This window comes from Allobosea sp. LjRoot90 (assembly GCF_964254315.1).
Classification (GTDB): Bacteria; Pseudomonadota; Alphaproteobacteria; order Rhizobiales; family Beijerinckiaceae; genus Allobosea.
Genome location: NZ_CAXUTF020000004.1, coordinates 221,016 through 236,532, shown reverse-complemented (window position 1 = coordinate 236,532; position 15,517 = coordinate 221,016). Strand labels below are relative to the sequence as shown.

13 protein-coding genes are annotated in these 15,517 nt (G+C 66.4%); 11 read left to right on the top strand and 2 right to left on the bottom strand.

What is annotated here, in order from left to right; translation table 11 throughout:
• Nucleotides 1–11: 11 nt before the first annotated feature.
• On the bottom strand, nt 12–1,418 hold the full coding sequence (locus ACSQ3M_RS16540) for an amidase (protein WP_436151170.1): 1,407 nt from the start codon (nt 1,416–1,418) through the stop codon (nt 12–14).
• Nucleotides 1,408–2,439: a LacI family DNA-binding transcriptional regulator gene (locus ACSQ3M_RS16535; protein WP_436151169.1), complete on the bottom strand. Its 1,032-nt coding sequence runs from the start codon at nt 2,437–2,439 to the stop codon at nt 1,408–1,410. The genes ACSQ3M_RS16540 and ACSQ3M_RS16535 overlap by 11 nt, the downstream gene beginning before the upstream one ends.
• Nucleotides 2,440–2,637: 198 nt before the next feature.
• Here ACSQ3M_RS16535 and ACSQ3M_RS16530 point away from each other — a divergent pair, with 198 nt between their 5' ends.
• The 11 genes from ACSQ3M_RS16530 (at nt 2,638) to ACSQ3M_RS16480 (ending at nt 15,502) form a co-directional block, all read left to right on the top strand.
• Entirely contained in the window at nt 2,638–3,579 is a 942-nt protein-coding gene (locus tag ACSQ3M_RS16530) for an ABC transporter permease (protein WP_436151168.1), read from the top strand.
• Nucleotides 3,580–3,592: 13 nt separating this feature from the next.
• Nucleotides 3,593–4,468: an ABC transporter permease gene (locus ACSQ3M_RS16525; RefSeq protein ID WP_436151537.1), complete on the top strand. Its 876-nt coding sequence runs from the start codon at nt 3,593–3,595 to the stop codon at nt 4,466–4,468.
• 51 nt (nt 4,469–4,519) lie between these two features.
• On the top strand, nt 4,520–6,079 hold the full coding sequence (locus tag ACSQ3M_RS16520; RefSeq protein WP_436151167.1) for an ABC transporter substrate-binding protein: 1,560 nt from the start codon (nt 4,520–4,522) through the stop codon (nt 6,077–6,079).
• A 108-nt stretch (nt 6,080–6,187) separates the two neighbouring features.
• Nucleotides 6,188–6,412, top strand: a complete 225-nt coding sequence (locus tag ACSQ3M_RS16515) for a hypothetical protein (RefSeq protein ID WP_436151166.1) — start codon at nt 6,188–6,190, stop codon at nt 6,410–6,412.
• Between the two features lie 160 nt (nt 6,413–6,572).
• Complete coding sequence (locus tag ACSQ3M_RS16510; protein WP_436151165.1) at nt 6,573–7,487, top strand: LysR family transcriptional regulator; 915 nt, start codon at nt 6,573–6,575, stop codon at nt 7,485–7,487.
• Nucleotides 7,488–7,716: 229 nt separating this feature from the next.
• Entirely contained in the window at nt 7,717–8,187 is a 471-nt protein-coding gene (locus tag ACSQ3M_RS16505; protein WP_436151164.1) for an NAD(P)H-dependent oxidoreductase subunit E, read from the top strand.
• Entirely contained in the window at nt 8,184–9,755 is a 1,572-nt protein-coding gene (locus tag ACSQ3M_RS16500; RefSeq protein ID WP_436151163.1) for a formate dehydrogenase beta subunit, read from the top strand. Before ACSQ3M_RS16505 ends, ACSQ3M_RS16500 begins: the two co-directional genes overlap by 4 nt.
• 10 nt (nt 9,756–9,765) lie before the next feature.
• Nucleotides 9,766–12,648: a formate dehydrogenase subunit alpha gene (gene fdhF, locus ACSQ3M_RS16495; protein WP_436151162.1), complete on the top strand. Its 2,883-nt coding sequence runs from the start codon at nt 9,766–9,768 to the stop codon at nt 12,646–12,648.
• Nucleotides 12,635–13,480: a formate dehydrogenase accessory sulfurtransferase FdhD gene (fdhD, locus tag ACSQ3M_RS16490; RefSeq protein WP_436151161.1), complete on the top strand. Its 846-nt coding sequence runs from the start codon at nt 12,635–12,637 to the stop codon at nt 13,478–13,480. The genes fdhF and fdhD overlap by 14 nt, the downstream gene beginning before the upstream one ends.
• Nucleotides 13,481–13,503: 23 nt before the next feature.
• The gene (locus ACSQ3M_RS16485; RefSeq protein WP_436151160.1) at nt 13,504–13,746 is read left to right on the top strand and encodes a formate dehydrogenase subunit delta; all 243 of its coding nucleotides are present in this window, start codon (nt 13,504–13,506) and stop codon (nt 13,744–13,746) included.
• A 97-nt stretch (nt 13,747–13,843) separates the two neighbouring features.
• Complete coding sequence (locus ACSQ3M_RS16480) at nt 13,844–15,502, top strand: OFA family MFS transporter (protein WP_436151159.1); 1,659 nt, start codon at nt 13,844–13,846, stop codon at nt 15,500–15,502.
• Nucleotides 15,503–15,517: the final 15 nt, after the last annotated feature.

Sequence of the window (15,517 nt, the reverse complement as noted above, 5' to 3'; positions counted from 1 at the left end):
CGCGCTTTCGCCTAGCGCGGGTCGATCGGCACCTTCGGCAAGGCGAGTTCCCGCTCGATCCAGGCCGCCAGCCGGAACAGATCGGCCTCGCGCCGGGCATGCGACAGGATCTGGATGCCGATCGGCAGGCCTTCGCGCGAGAAGCCGATCGGGATGGCGATGGCCGGCAGGCCGGTGAGCGACCAGATCGCAGTGATCGAGATCCAGTCGACATAGTCCTGCATCGGCCGCCCGTCGACGGCCGCCGGGAACAGCGTCTCGACGGCAAAGGGCATGGCCTGCGTCGCCGGGCAGATCAGGAAATCATGCTCGTCGAGAAAGTCGACCGTCCGGCGGTAGAGCTCGCTGCGATAGCGGTTGGCCGTGACGATGGCATGGCCCGGTTGGTCGCGGCCACGCAGCAGATCGGCCAGGACCGGCGCCGGAAACATGGCGCGATGCGTGTCGAAGACCGGCTCGAAGGTGGCATAGAAGCCCTCACCCCGCAGCACGCGGAAAGCCTCCATTGCGCCAGCCACATCCGGCGCACTGCGCGAAACCGCGATACCCGCCTTTTCCAGCAGCGCGGTGAAATCCGAAAGCACCTGCCTGATCGGTTCCTCGATCGGCAGCAGGCCGAGATCGGCCGATATGGCAATGCGCCCAGGTTTGCGCGGCGCCTGCGCGGCATCAAGGAACGGTGCCTCGCCGGTCGGCGCCGTCAGGATATCGCCGGGATCATAGCCGGTCATCGCATCGAAGAAGAGCGCGAGATCGGCGACATCGCGCGCCATCGGGCCTTCGACCGCAATGGTATCAAACGGGTCGGCCAGCCGCTTGCGCGGCACCCGGCCCGGCGTCGGCCGCAGGCCCGTCACATTGCAGAACGCGGCCGGGATGCGCAGGCTGCCACCGTAGTCGTTGCCGTGGGCGAGCCAGGCCTCGCCGGTCGCAAGCGCCACCGCCGCGCCGCCCGAGGAGCCGCCACAGGTCAGGCGCCGGTCATAGGGGTTCCGCGTCGTGCCATGAACGCTGTTGGTGGTCTGCGCGCCGCCGAGCTCGGACAGGTTCGACTTGCCGAGGGTGATGGCGCCGTTCGCCTCCATCAATGCGACGGTCCGATCCGATTCGGCCGAAATGCGATCGCGGAAGATCGACGTGCCGCCGGTGTTGCGCACGCCCGCGACGTCGTTGTTGTCCTTGACGACGATCGGCAGCCCGCCGAGCAGGCTCGCTCGCCCAGCCCGCCGCGCCGCATCGGCCGCGTGCGCCTGATCTCGCGCCCGGTCGAGGCAGAGCGTCGGCACGGCGTTCAGCTGCGGCTCGACGATGGCGAGACGCGCGGCGGCAGCTTCGACGAGCTCCACCGAGCTGACCTCGCCGGCCATGAGGAGATCGCGTACGGCGAGCGCGCTGAGCTTGGTGAGTTCATTCGACATGGGCAGGCAATCCGCTGGCAGGCGCGCCGCAGGAGCGGCGGATGACGAGGCGTGGCGCCATCACGGTAGTCGTTCCGGGGCCGGACAAGGTGCCGGCAAGACGCCGGAGCAGGAGATCGAGCGCAGCCTCCCCCATGGCGCGGACCGGCTGGGCGACGGCGCTGAGCCTGGGCGAGACCGCCTCGGCCCAGGGCAGATCGTCGATGCCGATGACCGAGATGTCCTGCGGGCAGGCAAGCCCCCGATCCGCCAGCGCCTTCACCACACCGACCGTCATCAGGTTGTTGGTGGCGAAGACGGCGCTTGGCGGCTGCGGCAAGGCCAGCAGCTCGGCCATTGCCTGCTCGGCCGGATGCTGGCGGAAGCCGGCGTCGCGGATGAGATCAGGATCCAAGGAAAGGCCTGCCGCGAGCAGCGCCTCGCGATAGCCGGCAAGACGCTCGGCGGCCGTGCGCAGAACCTCCGGCCCATTGACCAGCCCGATGCGCCTGTGGCCGCAGCCGATCAGATGCTGGGTCGCCTCGAAGCCTGCGCGCCGGTTGTCGAGGACGACCGCGTCGTAGCCCAACCCTTCCATGGCGCGGTCGACCAGGACGATGGGCACCTCGAGCTGCGCCAGCAGCGAGGCTCGGTTCATCGAGACCGCGCCCGTCGGCGCCAGGATGAGCCCATCGATGCGCTGCGTGCGCAGCATGCGCAGATGCGCCTCCTCGCGCTCACTGCGCTCGTTCGAATTGCATAGCAGCACGAGATGGCCGCTGGCCGCTGCTGCATCCTCGACGGCCTCGAACAGATCCGAGAAGAACGGGTTGGTGATATCGCCGACGACGAGGCCGATCAGCCCGCTCGAACGCTTGCGCAGCGAACGCGCCCCGGCATGGGGCGTATAGCTCAGCTTCTCCATCGCGGCGCGGACTCGCGCCAGAAGCTCGGGACTGACGCGATCGGCGCTGTTGAGCACGTTCGACACGGTCGCCACCGACACATCAGCCAAGCGCGCTACATCACGGATCGTTGCCATCTAGCCTCACGAATGAAACGGTTCAAAACTTGAATCCAGCTTTGCGGACCATCTCACAAATCGCAAGCGCAATCTCCAACTCAAAAGCCACTTGCGGCGCTTCTGGCTGTGTGAGAGCTTGATTGAAACGTTACAAAATTAGCTGGGAGGCGAGATGATGGGCGCGCATGTTTCCGCCGCGGACAGCCGGGCACGGTCATGATCTCCTATGTCCTGCGTCGGCTCGCCGCGACGGTCCCGGTGTTGGCCTTCGTCGGGCTCTTCGTCTTCTTCCTGCTGCGGCTGACGCCCGGTGACCCTGCGATCCTGATCGCGGGCGACCAGGCGACAATCGAGCAGATCGCCTCGGTCCGGACCCAGCTTGGCCTCGACAAGCCGCTGACCGAGCAGCTCTTCGCCTGGGCCGGCCAGCTCGCCCAGGGCAATCTCGGCCGCTCGGTCTTCTCCGATATGGAAGTGACGCGGCTGATCGGGATGCGGATCGAGCCGACGGCGATGCTGGCGCTCGTCGCGATCCTGATGGCCCTCGCCATCGCGCTTCCGCTCGGAACCTTGAGCGCGCTCAAGGCCGGCAGCCGGATCGACCGGATGGTCATGGCCTTCGCCATGGTCGGTTTCTCCTCTCCGGTCTTCGTCGTCGCCTTCTTCCTGGTCTATGTTTTCGCGCTGACGCTCGGCTGGTTCCCGACACAGGGCTATGTGCCGCTCTCGCAGGGCCTGCTGCCTTGCCTGAACAGCCTCGTCCTGCCCGGGCTCGCCCTTGCCATGCTCTATGCGGCGTTGCTGGCGCGGGTCACGCGGGCGAGCCTGCTCGAGATCCTGGCGGAGGATTTTGTCCGCACCGCCCATGCCAAGGGCCTCAAGCCTCGCATGGTCGTGCTGCGCCATGCGCTGAAGAACGCCGCGATCCCGGTCGTGACCGTGGTCGGCGTCGGCATCGCCGCGCTGCTCGGCGGCGTGGTGGTGACCGAGACCGTGTTCAACATCCCCGGTCTCGGCCGCCTGACCACCGACGCGATCCTGCGGCGCGACTATCCGGTGGTGCAGGGGCTGATCCTCGTCTTCTCGCTCGTCTACGTCACCGTCAACCTGCTGGTCGACCTCAGCTATGTGCTGTTCGACCCGCGCATCCGCTATTGAGGGCGCCGTGACGATGACCGTGGTCGGCCCCGTCGCGAAGGCGCCCAACGCCTTGGATGCCATGCGCCGCTTCCTGCGCATGAATCCGACCATTCTCGTCGGCCTTGCCGTCCTGGCCGCCTTCACCCTCGTCGCGCTGATCGCGCCCTACATCCTGCCTGATCCGGTCCGGGTGAATCCGATCCAGCGCCTGCGCCCGCCGGGAGCCGAATTCCTGTTCGGGACCGACCAGCTCGGCCGTTCGACCTTGTCGCGAACCCTGAACGGCACCCGGATCTCGCTGACGATCGGCGCGCTCGTCACGCTCCTGACCGTCACCTTCGGCCTGCTCATCGGCCTCGTCGCCGGCTATGTGCGCTGGCTCGACGGCACCGTGATGCGCGTCATGGACGGCCTCATGGCGATCCCCGGCATCCTGCTCGCGATCGCGCTGATGTCGCTGTTCGGGTCGAGCGTCCAGAACGTCGTCATCGCGATCGGTATCGCCGAGATTCCGCGGATGGCCCGCGTCGTCCGCTCCTCGGTGCTCGTGCTGCGCGAGCAGACCTATGTCGAGGCGGCGATCACCAACGGCGCCGGCCTGGCGCGAATGCTGCTGCGTCACATCCTGCCCAATGCGGCCGCGCCCGTGATCGTCCAGGCAACTTACGTCTTCGCCTCGGCGATGATCGTGGAATCGATCCTGTCCTTCCTCGGCGCCGGCACGCCGCCGACGATCCCGAGCTGGGGCAACATGCTGGCCGAGGCCCGCCCCTTCATGCAGCGCGCGCCCTGGATGATCGCCTTCCCGGGCGTGGCGCTCGCGCTCCTCGTGCTCACCGTCAACGTGCTCGGCGACGCGCTGCGCGACGCCATCGACCCGCGGCTCGCCCGCAAGCTCCGGACGTGACGCCAGCAGCCGACAACAAGAACCGCAAAGCCATTCAGAGGGAGGAAAAAGATGACAAGCCTGACGAGACGACTGGCCCTTGTAGCAGGCTTGGCATTGCCGCTGGCAGCGCTGCCGGCTGCCGCCCAGACCGTGCTGAAGGTGCGCCCCTTCGGCGACCTGCGCACGCTCGATCCGATGACGACCTCGGACTACATGGTCCGCAACCACGCCTACATGGTCTACGACACGCTCTTTGCGGTCGACGCCAAGGGCCTGATCAAGCCGCAGATGGCGGAGAGCTTCACCACCTCCGCCGACGGCTTGACCTGGACCTTCGTGTTGCGCGAGGGCCTGAAATTCCACGACAACACGCCGGTGACGAGCACGGATGTCGTCGCCTCACTGAAGCGCTGGGGCGAGCGTGACGGCCTTGGCCAGCAGCTCCTGGCCCACACCGCCTCGCTGACGGCCACCGACCCGAAGACCGTGACGCTCGTGCTCAAGGATCGCTGGGGCCTGGTGCTCGATGCGCTCGGCAAGCCGAGCTCGATGGTGCCCGTGATCATGCCGGCCCGCATTGCCGCCACGCCTTCGAACCAGAACATCACCGATGCGACGGGTTCGGGCCCGTTCATGCTGGTCAAGGAGCAATGGTCGCCGGGCTCGAAGATCGTCTACGCCAAGGCGCCGACCTACCAGCCGCGCAAGGAAGCTCCCGATGGCCTGTCCGGCGGCAAGCTGGCGAATGTCGACCGCGTCGAATGGCTGATCATGCCGGATGCGCAGACGGCACTGAACGCGCTGCAGGCCGGCGAGATCGACATCTTCGAGGAGATGCCGCCGGACATGATCTCGCTGGTGAAGGGCAATTCGAAGATCACCGTCTCGAAGCTCGCGGCGCTGCAGGGCGTCTTCCGGATGAACCAGTCGCAGCCGCCGTTCAACAATCCGAAGCTCCGCCAGGCGATGCTGCACCTCGTCGACCAGGAGCAGGCGGTACGCGCCTATGTCGACGACAAGGCGCTCTACACGGTCTGCCCGTCCTTCTACATGTGCGACTCGCCCTATTTCACCGATGCGGCCTGGCCCAAGCCCGATCTGGCGGCAGCGAAGAAGCTGATCGCAGAAAGCGGCTACAAGGGCGAGAAGATCGTGGTGCTCGACGCCACCGAGACCGCGCTCAGCCCCCAGACCCTCGTCGTCTCGCAGCTGATGCGCGATGTCGGCCTCAACGTCGATTATCAGGCTATGGACTGGGGCACCTTGTCGAGCCGGCGCACCAGCAAGAACCCGGTGACGCAAGGCGGCTGGTCCACCTTCGCCTCCGGACCGGCAGCGCCTGACATGACGGAGCCTGTCGGCCATCTGGCGCTGCGCTCGAACTGCGAGAATGCGTGGTTCGGCTGGCCTTGCGACGAGGCGATCGAGAAGCTGCGGGCCGAATTCACGATGGCGCCCGATCTCGATGCCCGCAAGGCGATCGCACGCAAGATCCAGGAGCGCGCCGTCGAGACCGTGCCCTATGTGCCCGTCGGGCAGTTTTGGCTGGTGCGTGGCCGGCAGGCCAGCCTCAACGGCCTGCTCTCCCCCGGCGTCCCGGTCTACTGGAACGTCTCGAAAAGCCGCTGAAGCGGAGCGTAACGGGAATGTGAGCCCGCAATCGGCGCAGTGCTGTTGGAAAGCGCGCTGCGCTGATTAGCTCATCCGCAAGGCGACTAAGTCAAACAGGAGATTGTCATGCTTTCACGCAGGACCATCGCCATCGCAGCGGCTCTTCTGCTTTCGGGAGCGAGATCCATGGCTTACGCCACCGAGCTTGGTGCCGAGAGCATCGTGCATGAGCAGGCCCAGAACCAGCGTGCTCTCGCCGAGCAGGCCCAGTACCTCGCCTACCACGACCACTTCAAAGGCGTGGAGGCCCAACCGGGGCGCGACGCAGGCGTGTTGCCGCACCACAACTGAGCGCCAGGACAGTCCTCGGGAAGGGGCCGCCATCGCGGCCCCTTTTTGCTGCGCCTATCGGAAACCGCCAGAATCTGGAAAGACTGGCCGCGGCGCGCCGCGCGAATTGGGAGTTGAGCCGGAATTGACGCCGTTCGACAGGAACGCCTGAGATGCGGCCATGATCATCCGCCAGCTCGTCTATCTCGACGCACTTGCCCGCGAGAAGCATTTCCGCAAGGCGGCCGAGGCCTGCCATGTCTCGCAGCCGACGCTCTCGGCCGCGATCGTCCAACTTGAGGAAGAGCTCGGCGTGATGATCGTCGAGCGTGGCCGGCGCTTCCAGGGCCTGACCAAGGAGGGCGAGGCCGTGCTCGCCCATGCCAGGCGCATCCTCGCCGAAGCCGACCTGATGAAGGAATCGATCGCGGAGCTGCGCGAGGGCATCAGCGGCCGCATCCGGCTGGGCGCGATCCCGACGGCGCTGCCGATGATCGCCCACATCACCGCGCCGTTCTCGACGCGCTACCCGGACGTCTCGCTGACAGTGCTGTCGCTGACCTCGACGGAAATCCAGCAGCGCATCGACAATTTCGAGCTCGATGTCGGCCTGACCTATCTCGACAACGAGCCGCTCGACCGGGTGATCTCGAAACCGATCTATCTGGAATCCTACGTGCTGCTGACGCGCGAGGACGGCGAATTCGGCGAGCGCGACTCGATCACCTGGGCGGAAGCCGCCGAGCTCAAGCTCTGCCTGCTGACCTCCGACATGCAGAACCGGCGCATCATCGACGGCATCTTCCGCTCGGTCGGCGCCGCGCCGCGGCCGGCAATCGAGACCAATTCGATCTTCAATCTCTGCTCCCATGCCGGCATCCAGGGCGTCGCCAGCATCGTCTCGACCCAGCTGCTCGAATTCTTCGGCGTGCCGATCGGCACCAAGGCGCTGCCGCTGATCGAGCCGGCCGCGCAGCGCACCATCGGCCTGATCGTCGCCGACCGGCAGCCCTTCGCGCCCCTGGCGCGCAACCTCCTGATGATGACCCGCCCGGTAGTCGAAGCCGCGCTGCCGAGGCGGCCGATCGTACGATAGGTCTCCTCTATCGCGTTAAGTCACCTGCTTTTTGTGCGTCGCAAAATCACGCGATAATCGATGCTTATCGGCCAGATCGTGCTATAAATTTTTAGGCTCATCCGCGATCCGGTTATTTTTGATAGTTTTTATCTATCATACAGTTGGAACAAACGATTTGAACCTGTTCCAAGCTTAGTTCTCAATTCCTCCAATCGAGAGCCGAAAAGCGGCTGGGGACGGAGGAAACATGGCGGCATACCCGGCCTGGGACGAAGACGGCGCGCGTCTGATCATTGCGGGCCTCTCGCATCTCGAAGGAGCGACTCTCCCGATCCTGCACGCGCTGCAGGAGGAGTTCGGTTATGTCGATCCCAAGGCCGTGCCGCTGATTGCTGAGGCGCTCAACCTGTCGCGGGCCGATGTGCACGGCACCATCTCCTTCTACCATGACTTCCGGACCGCTCCCCCGCCGCGCCATATCGTCAAGCTCTGCCGCGCCGAGGCCTGCCAGGCGCTCGGCTGCGAGGCGCTGGTCGAGGACCTCGCGCGCGAGCACGGCATCGTCGTCGACAGCCACGATGGCAACCGCGATGCGGTGGTCGAAACGGTCTATTGCCTGGGCAATTGCGCGCTTGGCCCCTCCGCCCTGATCGAAGGCGAATTGATCGGCCGGGTCGATGCCGACCGCGTCGCGGCGCTGTGCGGAGCACGGCAATGAGCGAAGCGATCCGCATCTACGTCCCGATCGACGCCGCCGCCCTCTCGATCGGCGCCGAGGCCGTCGCGCAGGCCATTGCGAAAGAGGCGCAAGCGCGCGGCATCGCGGTCGAGATCATCCGCAACGGCTCGCGCGGCATGCTCTGGCTCGAACCCATGGTCGAGGTCGAGACCGCGGACGGCCGGATCGCCTATGGCCCGGTCGCGGCCAAGGACGTTGCCACGCTGTTCGGGGCCGGCTTCCAGAATGGCGGCGCACATGGCCTGCGCCTCGGCCCGGTCGATGAGCTCGACTGGCTGAAGCGCCAACAGCGCCTGACCTTCGCCCGCGTCGGCGTCACCGATCCGCTCTCCCTTGCCGACTATCGCGCTTATGACGGGCTGAAAGGCCTGGAGAAGGCGCTCTCGCTCACCGGCACCGCGATCGTCGAAGAGGTCAAGGCATCCGGCCTGCGCGGCCGCGGCGGCGCCGGTTTCCCGACCGGGATCAAATGGAAGACCGTCCACGACGCCAGGGCCGAGCAGAAATATATCGTCTGCAATGCCGACGAGGGCGACAGCGGCACCTTCGCTGACCGGATGCTGATGGAAGGCGATCCCTTTCTGCTGATCGAGGGCATGGCGATCGCTGCCATCGCCGTTGGCGCGACCAAAGGCTACATCTATCTGCGCTCGGAATATCCGCACGCCCACAAAGCGCTGCAAAGAGCGATCCTGAAGGCGCGCAATGCCGGCGTCCTCGGCCAATCCGTGCTCGGCTCGGGCAAGGCCTTCGAGCTCGAGGTCCGGTTGGGAGCCGGCGCCTATATCTGCGGCGAGGAGACCTCGCTGCTGGAGAGCCTCGAGGGCAAGCGCGCCATCGTGCGGGCCAAGCCGCCGATCCCGGCTTTGCAGGGCCTGTTCGGCAAGCCGACCATCGTCAACAACGTGCTCTCCTTCGCCGCCGTGCCCTGGATCCTGACCCATGGCGCCAAGGCCTATGCCGATTACGGCATGGGCCGCTCGCGCGGCACGCTGCCGGTGCAGCTCGGCGGCAACGTCAAGCGCGGCGGATTGATCGAACTCGCCTTCGGCATTTCGCTTCGCGAGATCATCGAGGACATGGGCGGCGGCACGCTGTCGGGCCGGCCGATCCGGGCCGTTCAGGTCGGCGGCCCGCTCGGCGCCTATCTCACCGCAGATCAGCTCGATACGCCGATGGATTATGAGGCGCTGGCTGGCATCCGCGCCATGCTCGGCCATGGCGGCATCGTCGTCTTCGACGACAGCGTCGATATGGCCAAGCAGGCGCGCTTCGCCTTCGAGTTCTGCGCCAAGGAGAGCTGCGGCAAGTGCACGCCCTGCCGCATCGGCGCGACGCGCGGCGTCGAGCTGGTCGACAGGATCATTGCAGGCCACGAGCGGCCGAAGAACCTCGCCGTGCTGCGCGATCTCAACAAGCTGATGACCGACGCGTCGCTCTGCGCCATGGGCGGCCTCACCCCGATGCCGGTGATGAGCGCGCTCAACCACTTCTTCGAGGATTTCGACCGCCCGCCGGCACCGCCGTTGCCGTTGGCAGCCGAATGAGGAGCCCGAAATGAGCCTGATCAAGGAGATCGATTTCGGAACGCCGATCCGGGTCGCCGAGAAGACGGTGACGCTGACGATCGACGGCGAGAGCGTCACGGTCCCGGCCGGCACCTCGGTGATGGCGGCGGCGATGAGTCTCGGCACCAAGATTCCCAAGCTCTGTGCCACCGACTCGCTCGAACCCTTCGGTTCCTGCCGGCTTTGCCTGGTCGAGATCGAAGGCAGACGCGGCACGCCCTCGTCCTGCACCACGCCGGCCGAGGACGGCATGGTCGTGCGGACCCAAACGGAGAACCTCTCCTCGCTGCGCAAGGGCGTGATGGAGCTGTACATCTCCGATCACCCGCTCGACTGCCTGACCTGCTCCGCCAATGGCGATTGCGAATTGCAGGACATGGCCGGGGCGGTCGGTCTGCGCGAGGTCCGCTACGGCTATGACGGCGAGAATCACGTCAAGCCGGCGACTTCCGAGGGCTACGCCAACGAGAACTGGCTGCCCAAGGACACCTCCAACCCCTATTTCACCTACGATCCGACCAAGTGCATCGTCTGCAATCGTTGCGTGCGCGCCTGCGCCGAGGTGCAGGGCACCTTCGCGCTGACGATCACCGGCCGCGGCTTCGATTCACGCGTCGCGGCGGGTCCGACCGATTTCCTCGGCTCCGAATGCGTCTCCTGCGGCGCCTGTGTCCAGGCCTGCCCAACGGCGACGCTGATGGAGAACAAGGTGATCGAGCTCGGCCAGCCCGAGCATTCCAAGGTCACGACCTGCGCCTATTGCGGCGTCGGTTGCTCGTTCAAGGCCGAGATGCAGGGCGATCGTGTCGTGCGCATGGTGCCCTACAAGGACGGCAAGGCGAACGAAGGCCATTCCTGCGTGAAGGGCCGCTTTGCCTGGGGCTATGCGACCCATCAGGACCGCATGACCAAGCCGATGATCCGCGAGAAGATCACCGATCCCTGGCGCGAAGTGTCGTGGGAAGAGGCGATCGGCTACGCCGCCAGCGAGTTCAAGCGCATTCAGACGACGTATGGGCGCGAGTCGGTCGGCGCCATCACCTCCTCGCGCTGCACCAATGAGGAGGTCTTCCTCGTCCAGAAGCTGGTGCGTGCCGCCTTCCGCAACAACAATGTCGATACCTGCGCCCGCGTCTGCCATTCGCCGACCGGCTATGGCCTGAAGACGACGCTCGGCACCTCGGCCGGCACGCAGGATTTCAAGTCGGTCGCCAAATCCGACGTCATCATCGTCATCGGCGCCAATCCGACCGACGGCCACCCGGTCTTCGCCTCCAGGATGAAGAAGCGCCTGCGCCAGGGCGCCAGGCTGATCGTCGCCGATCCGCGCCGGATCGACCTCGTCAAGTCGCCGCACGTCAAGGCCGACTACCATCTGCAACTGAAGCCCGGCACCAATGTCGCGCTCCTCAACGCCATCTCCCATGTCGTGGTGACCGAGGGGCTGATCGCCGAGACTTATGTCCGCGAGCGCTGCGACCTCGCCGATTTCGAGCTCTGGGCCCGTTTTGTCGCCGAGGAGCGCAACTCGCCGGAAGCGAGCGAGGAGTTCACCGGCGTGCCGGCGGCCGATGTCCGCGCCGCGGCGCGGCTCTACGCCCTGGGCGGCAATGGCGCGATCTATTACGGCTTGGGCGTCACCGAGCACAGCCAGGGCTCGACCACGGTGATGGCGATGGCGAATCTTGCCATGGCGACCGGCAATATCGGCCGCGACGGCGTCGGCATCAATCCGCTGCGCGGGCAGAACAACGTCCAGGGCGCTTGCGACATGGGCTCCTTCCCGCACGAGTTCACCGGCTATCGCCACGTCTCGGATGACGCGACGAGGCAGGTCTTCGAGATGATGTGGGGCGTGCCGCTCGACGCCGAGCAGGGCCTGCGCATCCCCAACATGCTCGACGAAGCCGTCGGCGGCAGCTTCAAGGGCCTCTATGTCCAGGGCGAGGACATCGCCCAGTCCGATCCGAATACCCAGCATGTCACGGCCGGCCTCGCCGCGATGGAATGCGTCGTCATCCAGGACCTGTTCCTGAACGAGACGGCGAAATACGCCCATGTCTTCCTGCCGGGCTCCTCCTTCCTGGAGAAGGACGGCACCTTCACCAATGCCGAGCGCCGCATCAACCGCGTCCGCCAGGTGATGGCGCCGCTCTCGGGTAAGTCGGAATGGCAGGCGACGATCGATCTCGCCAGCGCGCTTGGCTACGAGATGGCCTATGGCCATCCGAGCGAGATCATGGACGAGATCGCCAGACTGACGCCGAGCTTCGCCGGCGTGAGCTACGACAAGCTCGAGAAGCTCGGCTCGGTGCAGTGGCCCTGCAACGACAAGGCACCGACCGGCACGCCGCTGATGCATGTCGACCGCTTCGTGCGCGGCAAGGGCAAGTTCATGATCACGGAGTACGTGCCGACGCAGGAGCGTACCGGCCCGCGTTATCCGCTGATCCTGACCACCGGCCGCATTCTCTCGCAATACAATGTCGGGGCGCAGACCAGGCGCACCGAGAACCAGGCCTGGCATGACGAGGACATGCTGGAGATCCACCCCTTCGACGCCGAGAGCCGCGGCATCAATGACGGCGATCTCGTCGCGCTCGCCAGCCGCTCCGGCGACATCTCGCTGCGCGCCGAAATCACCGAGCGGGTGCAGCCCGGCGTGGTCTACACCACCTTCCACCACGCCGAGACTGGCGCCAACGTCATCACCACCGACTATTCCGACTGGGCGACGAACTGCCCGGAATACAAGGTCACGGCGGTCGAGGTTCGGCGGACGAACTATTATTCCGAATGGCAGGAGCGCAATCGCGAGCAGGACGTCTCGCTGCGCCTGATCGCGGGGCGCTTGCCCGATGCCGCGGAATAGCCCGCCCGCACAGCCGCCGGCGAGTCATGCGGTCCGCGTCCGGACCGTGCGCTTCGGCGCGGCCGATCCAGCCCTCGACGCGAGCGCCGAGGTCGCCGTCGAGTCGCCCATCAACATCGTCTACGGCAACCTGCCCTATGCGGTGATGATGGCGACGCCGTCGGACATCGAGGATTTCGTCGCCGGCTTCAGCCTGACCGAAGGCATCGTCCGCAACGTCGACGAGATCAGGGGGATTGCGCTCGCGCCGCAGGCGGAGGGTCTCGTCGTTACCGTCGAGCTCGCGCCCGGCCGCTTCCGCGAGCATCTCGCCCGCCGTCGCAACCTCTCGGGCCGAACCTCCTGCGGGCTTTGCGGCGTCGAGGGCCTCGCCGACCTGCCAACAGCCGAGGCGCGCACTGCCGCGGCGAGGCCGATCGCACCCGCGGCGATCGGTGCAGCACTGTCCACGCTCGAGCGCCAGCAGCCGTTGCACCGCCTGACCCGCTCGGTCCATGCCGCCGCCTGGTGCGACCGCGACGGCGCGATCCTGGCGGTGCGCGAGGATGTCGGCCGCCACAACGCCCTCGACAAGCTGATCGGCGCGCGCCTGCGCGCCGGCCACGATGCGAGCGATGGCTTCGTCCTGGTCACCAGCCGCGCTTCCTTCGAAATGGTCGAGAAGGCCGCGATCTTCGGGGCTGGCACGCTGGTCTCGCTCTCGGCGCCGACCTCGCTGGCGATCGAACGGGCGAACGCGCTCGGCCTGACCCTGGTCTGCATCGCGCGCGCCGACTCCGCCACCGTCTTTGCCGGACGCCTCGCCGACCCCGTTGAGAGCGAAGCGAGATGATCGAGGCGAAGAGCAGCGAAGCGATGACCCGGGATCATGCGAGCGAGAACCTCGCCAAGCTCGCCCTCATGGCCAACCAGATCGGCGACTTCTTCAAGTCCTATCCGGACGAGCAGGCGGTCGCTTCGATCGCCGATCACATCAACCAGTTCTGGACGAAGCGCATGCGCGAGGATTTCCGCGCCGGCTTCGAGAAGGATGCGTCAACCCTGTCGCCTCTCGTGCGGCAGGCGCGCGCCAAGATAAGGCCCGCGCCAAGCGGGTAGAGGGCCGCGGCAGCCGAAATCGTCGCGAACAGCTTTGCAACGGGCCGGGGACATGCCCCGGCGCGACCGGCAGTGCTTTGGGGAAAGGGAACGAGGGATGAGCATCGCACAAGGAATCGGCGAGACGGCTCCCGGGATAGGGTTGCTCGACCGCGAGAGGATCATCGCCAAGGCCGGCTTCAACCGCTGGCTCGTGCCGCCGGCGGCGCTGTGCATCCATCTGTGCATCGGCATGGCCTATGGCTTCTCGGTGTTCTGGCTGCCGCTCAGCCAGGCTATCGGCGTGACCAAGCCGGTCGCCTGCGCCGCCGATGTCGGTCTCCTCGCCTCGCTGTTCACCACCTCCTGCGACTGGAAGGTCGCCGATCTCGGCTGGATGTACACGCTGTTCTTCGTGCTGCTCGGCTCCTCCGCGGCGATCTGGGGCGGCTGGCTCGAGCGCGTCGGCCCGCGCAAGGCTGCCTTCGTCTCGACCTTGTGCTGGTGCGGCGGCCTCGTGATTTCGGCCTTCGGCGTCTACACGCACCAGCTCTGGCTGATGTGGCTCGGCTCCGGCGTGATCGGCGGCATCGGGCTTGGCCTCGGCTACATCTCGCCGGTCTCGACCCTGGTGAAATGGTTCCCCGACCGGCGTGGCATGGCGACCGGCATGGCGATCATGGGCTTCGGCGGCGGTGCCATGATCGGCTCGCCGCTCGCCGACATCCTGATGAACATGTTCAAGACCCCGACCTCGGTCGGCGTCTGGCAGACCTTCGTCGTGATGGCCGGAATCTACTTCGTCTTCATGATGGCCGGCACCTTCGGCTACCGCATCCCGCCCTCGGGCTGGCGCCCGGAAGGCTGGACCCCGCCGGCGACGCAGAACGCGATGATCACCTCCGGCCATGTCCATCTCAAGGAGGCGCACAAGACGAAGCAGTTCTGGCTGATCTGGGCCGTGCTCTGCCTCAACGTCTCGGCCGGCATCGGCGTCATCGGCATGGCCTCGCCGATGCTGCAGGAGATCTTCGCGGGCTCGTTGATCGGCAAGCCCGAGATCGGCTTCGCCGCGCTCGACGCCGAGCAGAAGAAGCAGATCGCGACGATCGCCGCGGCCTTCGTCGGCTTGCTCTCGCTGTTCAACATCGTCGGCCGCTTCTTCTGGGCCTCGCTGTCGGACAAGCTCGGCCGCAAGCTGACCTACGCCACCTTCTTCGGGCTCGGCATCCTGATGTACGGGCTCTCGCCATGGGCAGCGCATGCCGGCTCTCTGGCGCTCTTCGTCGCCTTCTTCTGCATCATCCTGTCGATGTATGGCGGCGGCTTCGCGACGGTCCCGGCCTATCTCGCCGACATGTTCGGCACGCAGTTCGTCGGCGCGATCCATGGCCGGCTGCTCACCGCGTGGTCGACGGCCGGCATCGTCGGCCCGGTGGTGGTCAACTACATCCGCGAGGCGCAGATCGCCGCCGGCGTGCCGCGCGCGCAGGTCTATGACCGCACGCTCTATATCCTCGCCGGCATGCTGGTCCTCGGCTTCATCTGCAACCTGCTCGTCCGCCCTGTCGCGACCAGATGGTTCATGAAGGATGCGGAGGTCGCGGCCCTGCAGGCCAGGAGCGCCAGCGCCAATGCCACCGTCCAGTACGGTTCCTACGGCATCGGGAAGGGCGGCGTCGATGGCGCGGCGCTGCTCGCCTGGGCCGTGGTCGGGTTGCCACTCGCCTGGGGCGTCTGGATCACGCTGAGCAAGTCGCTGGCGCTGTTCCGCTGAGCGAGCACAAACCGG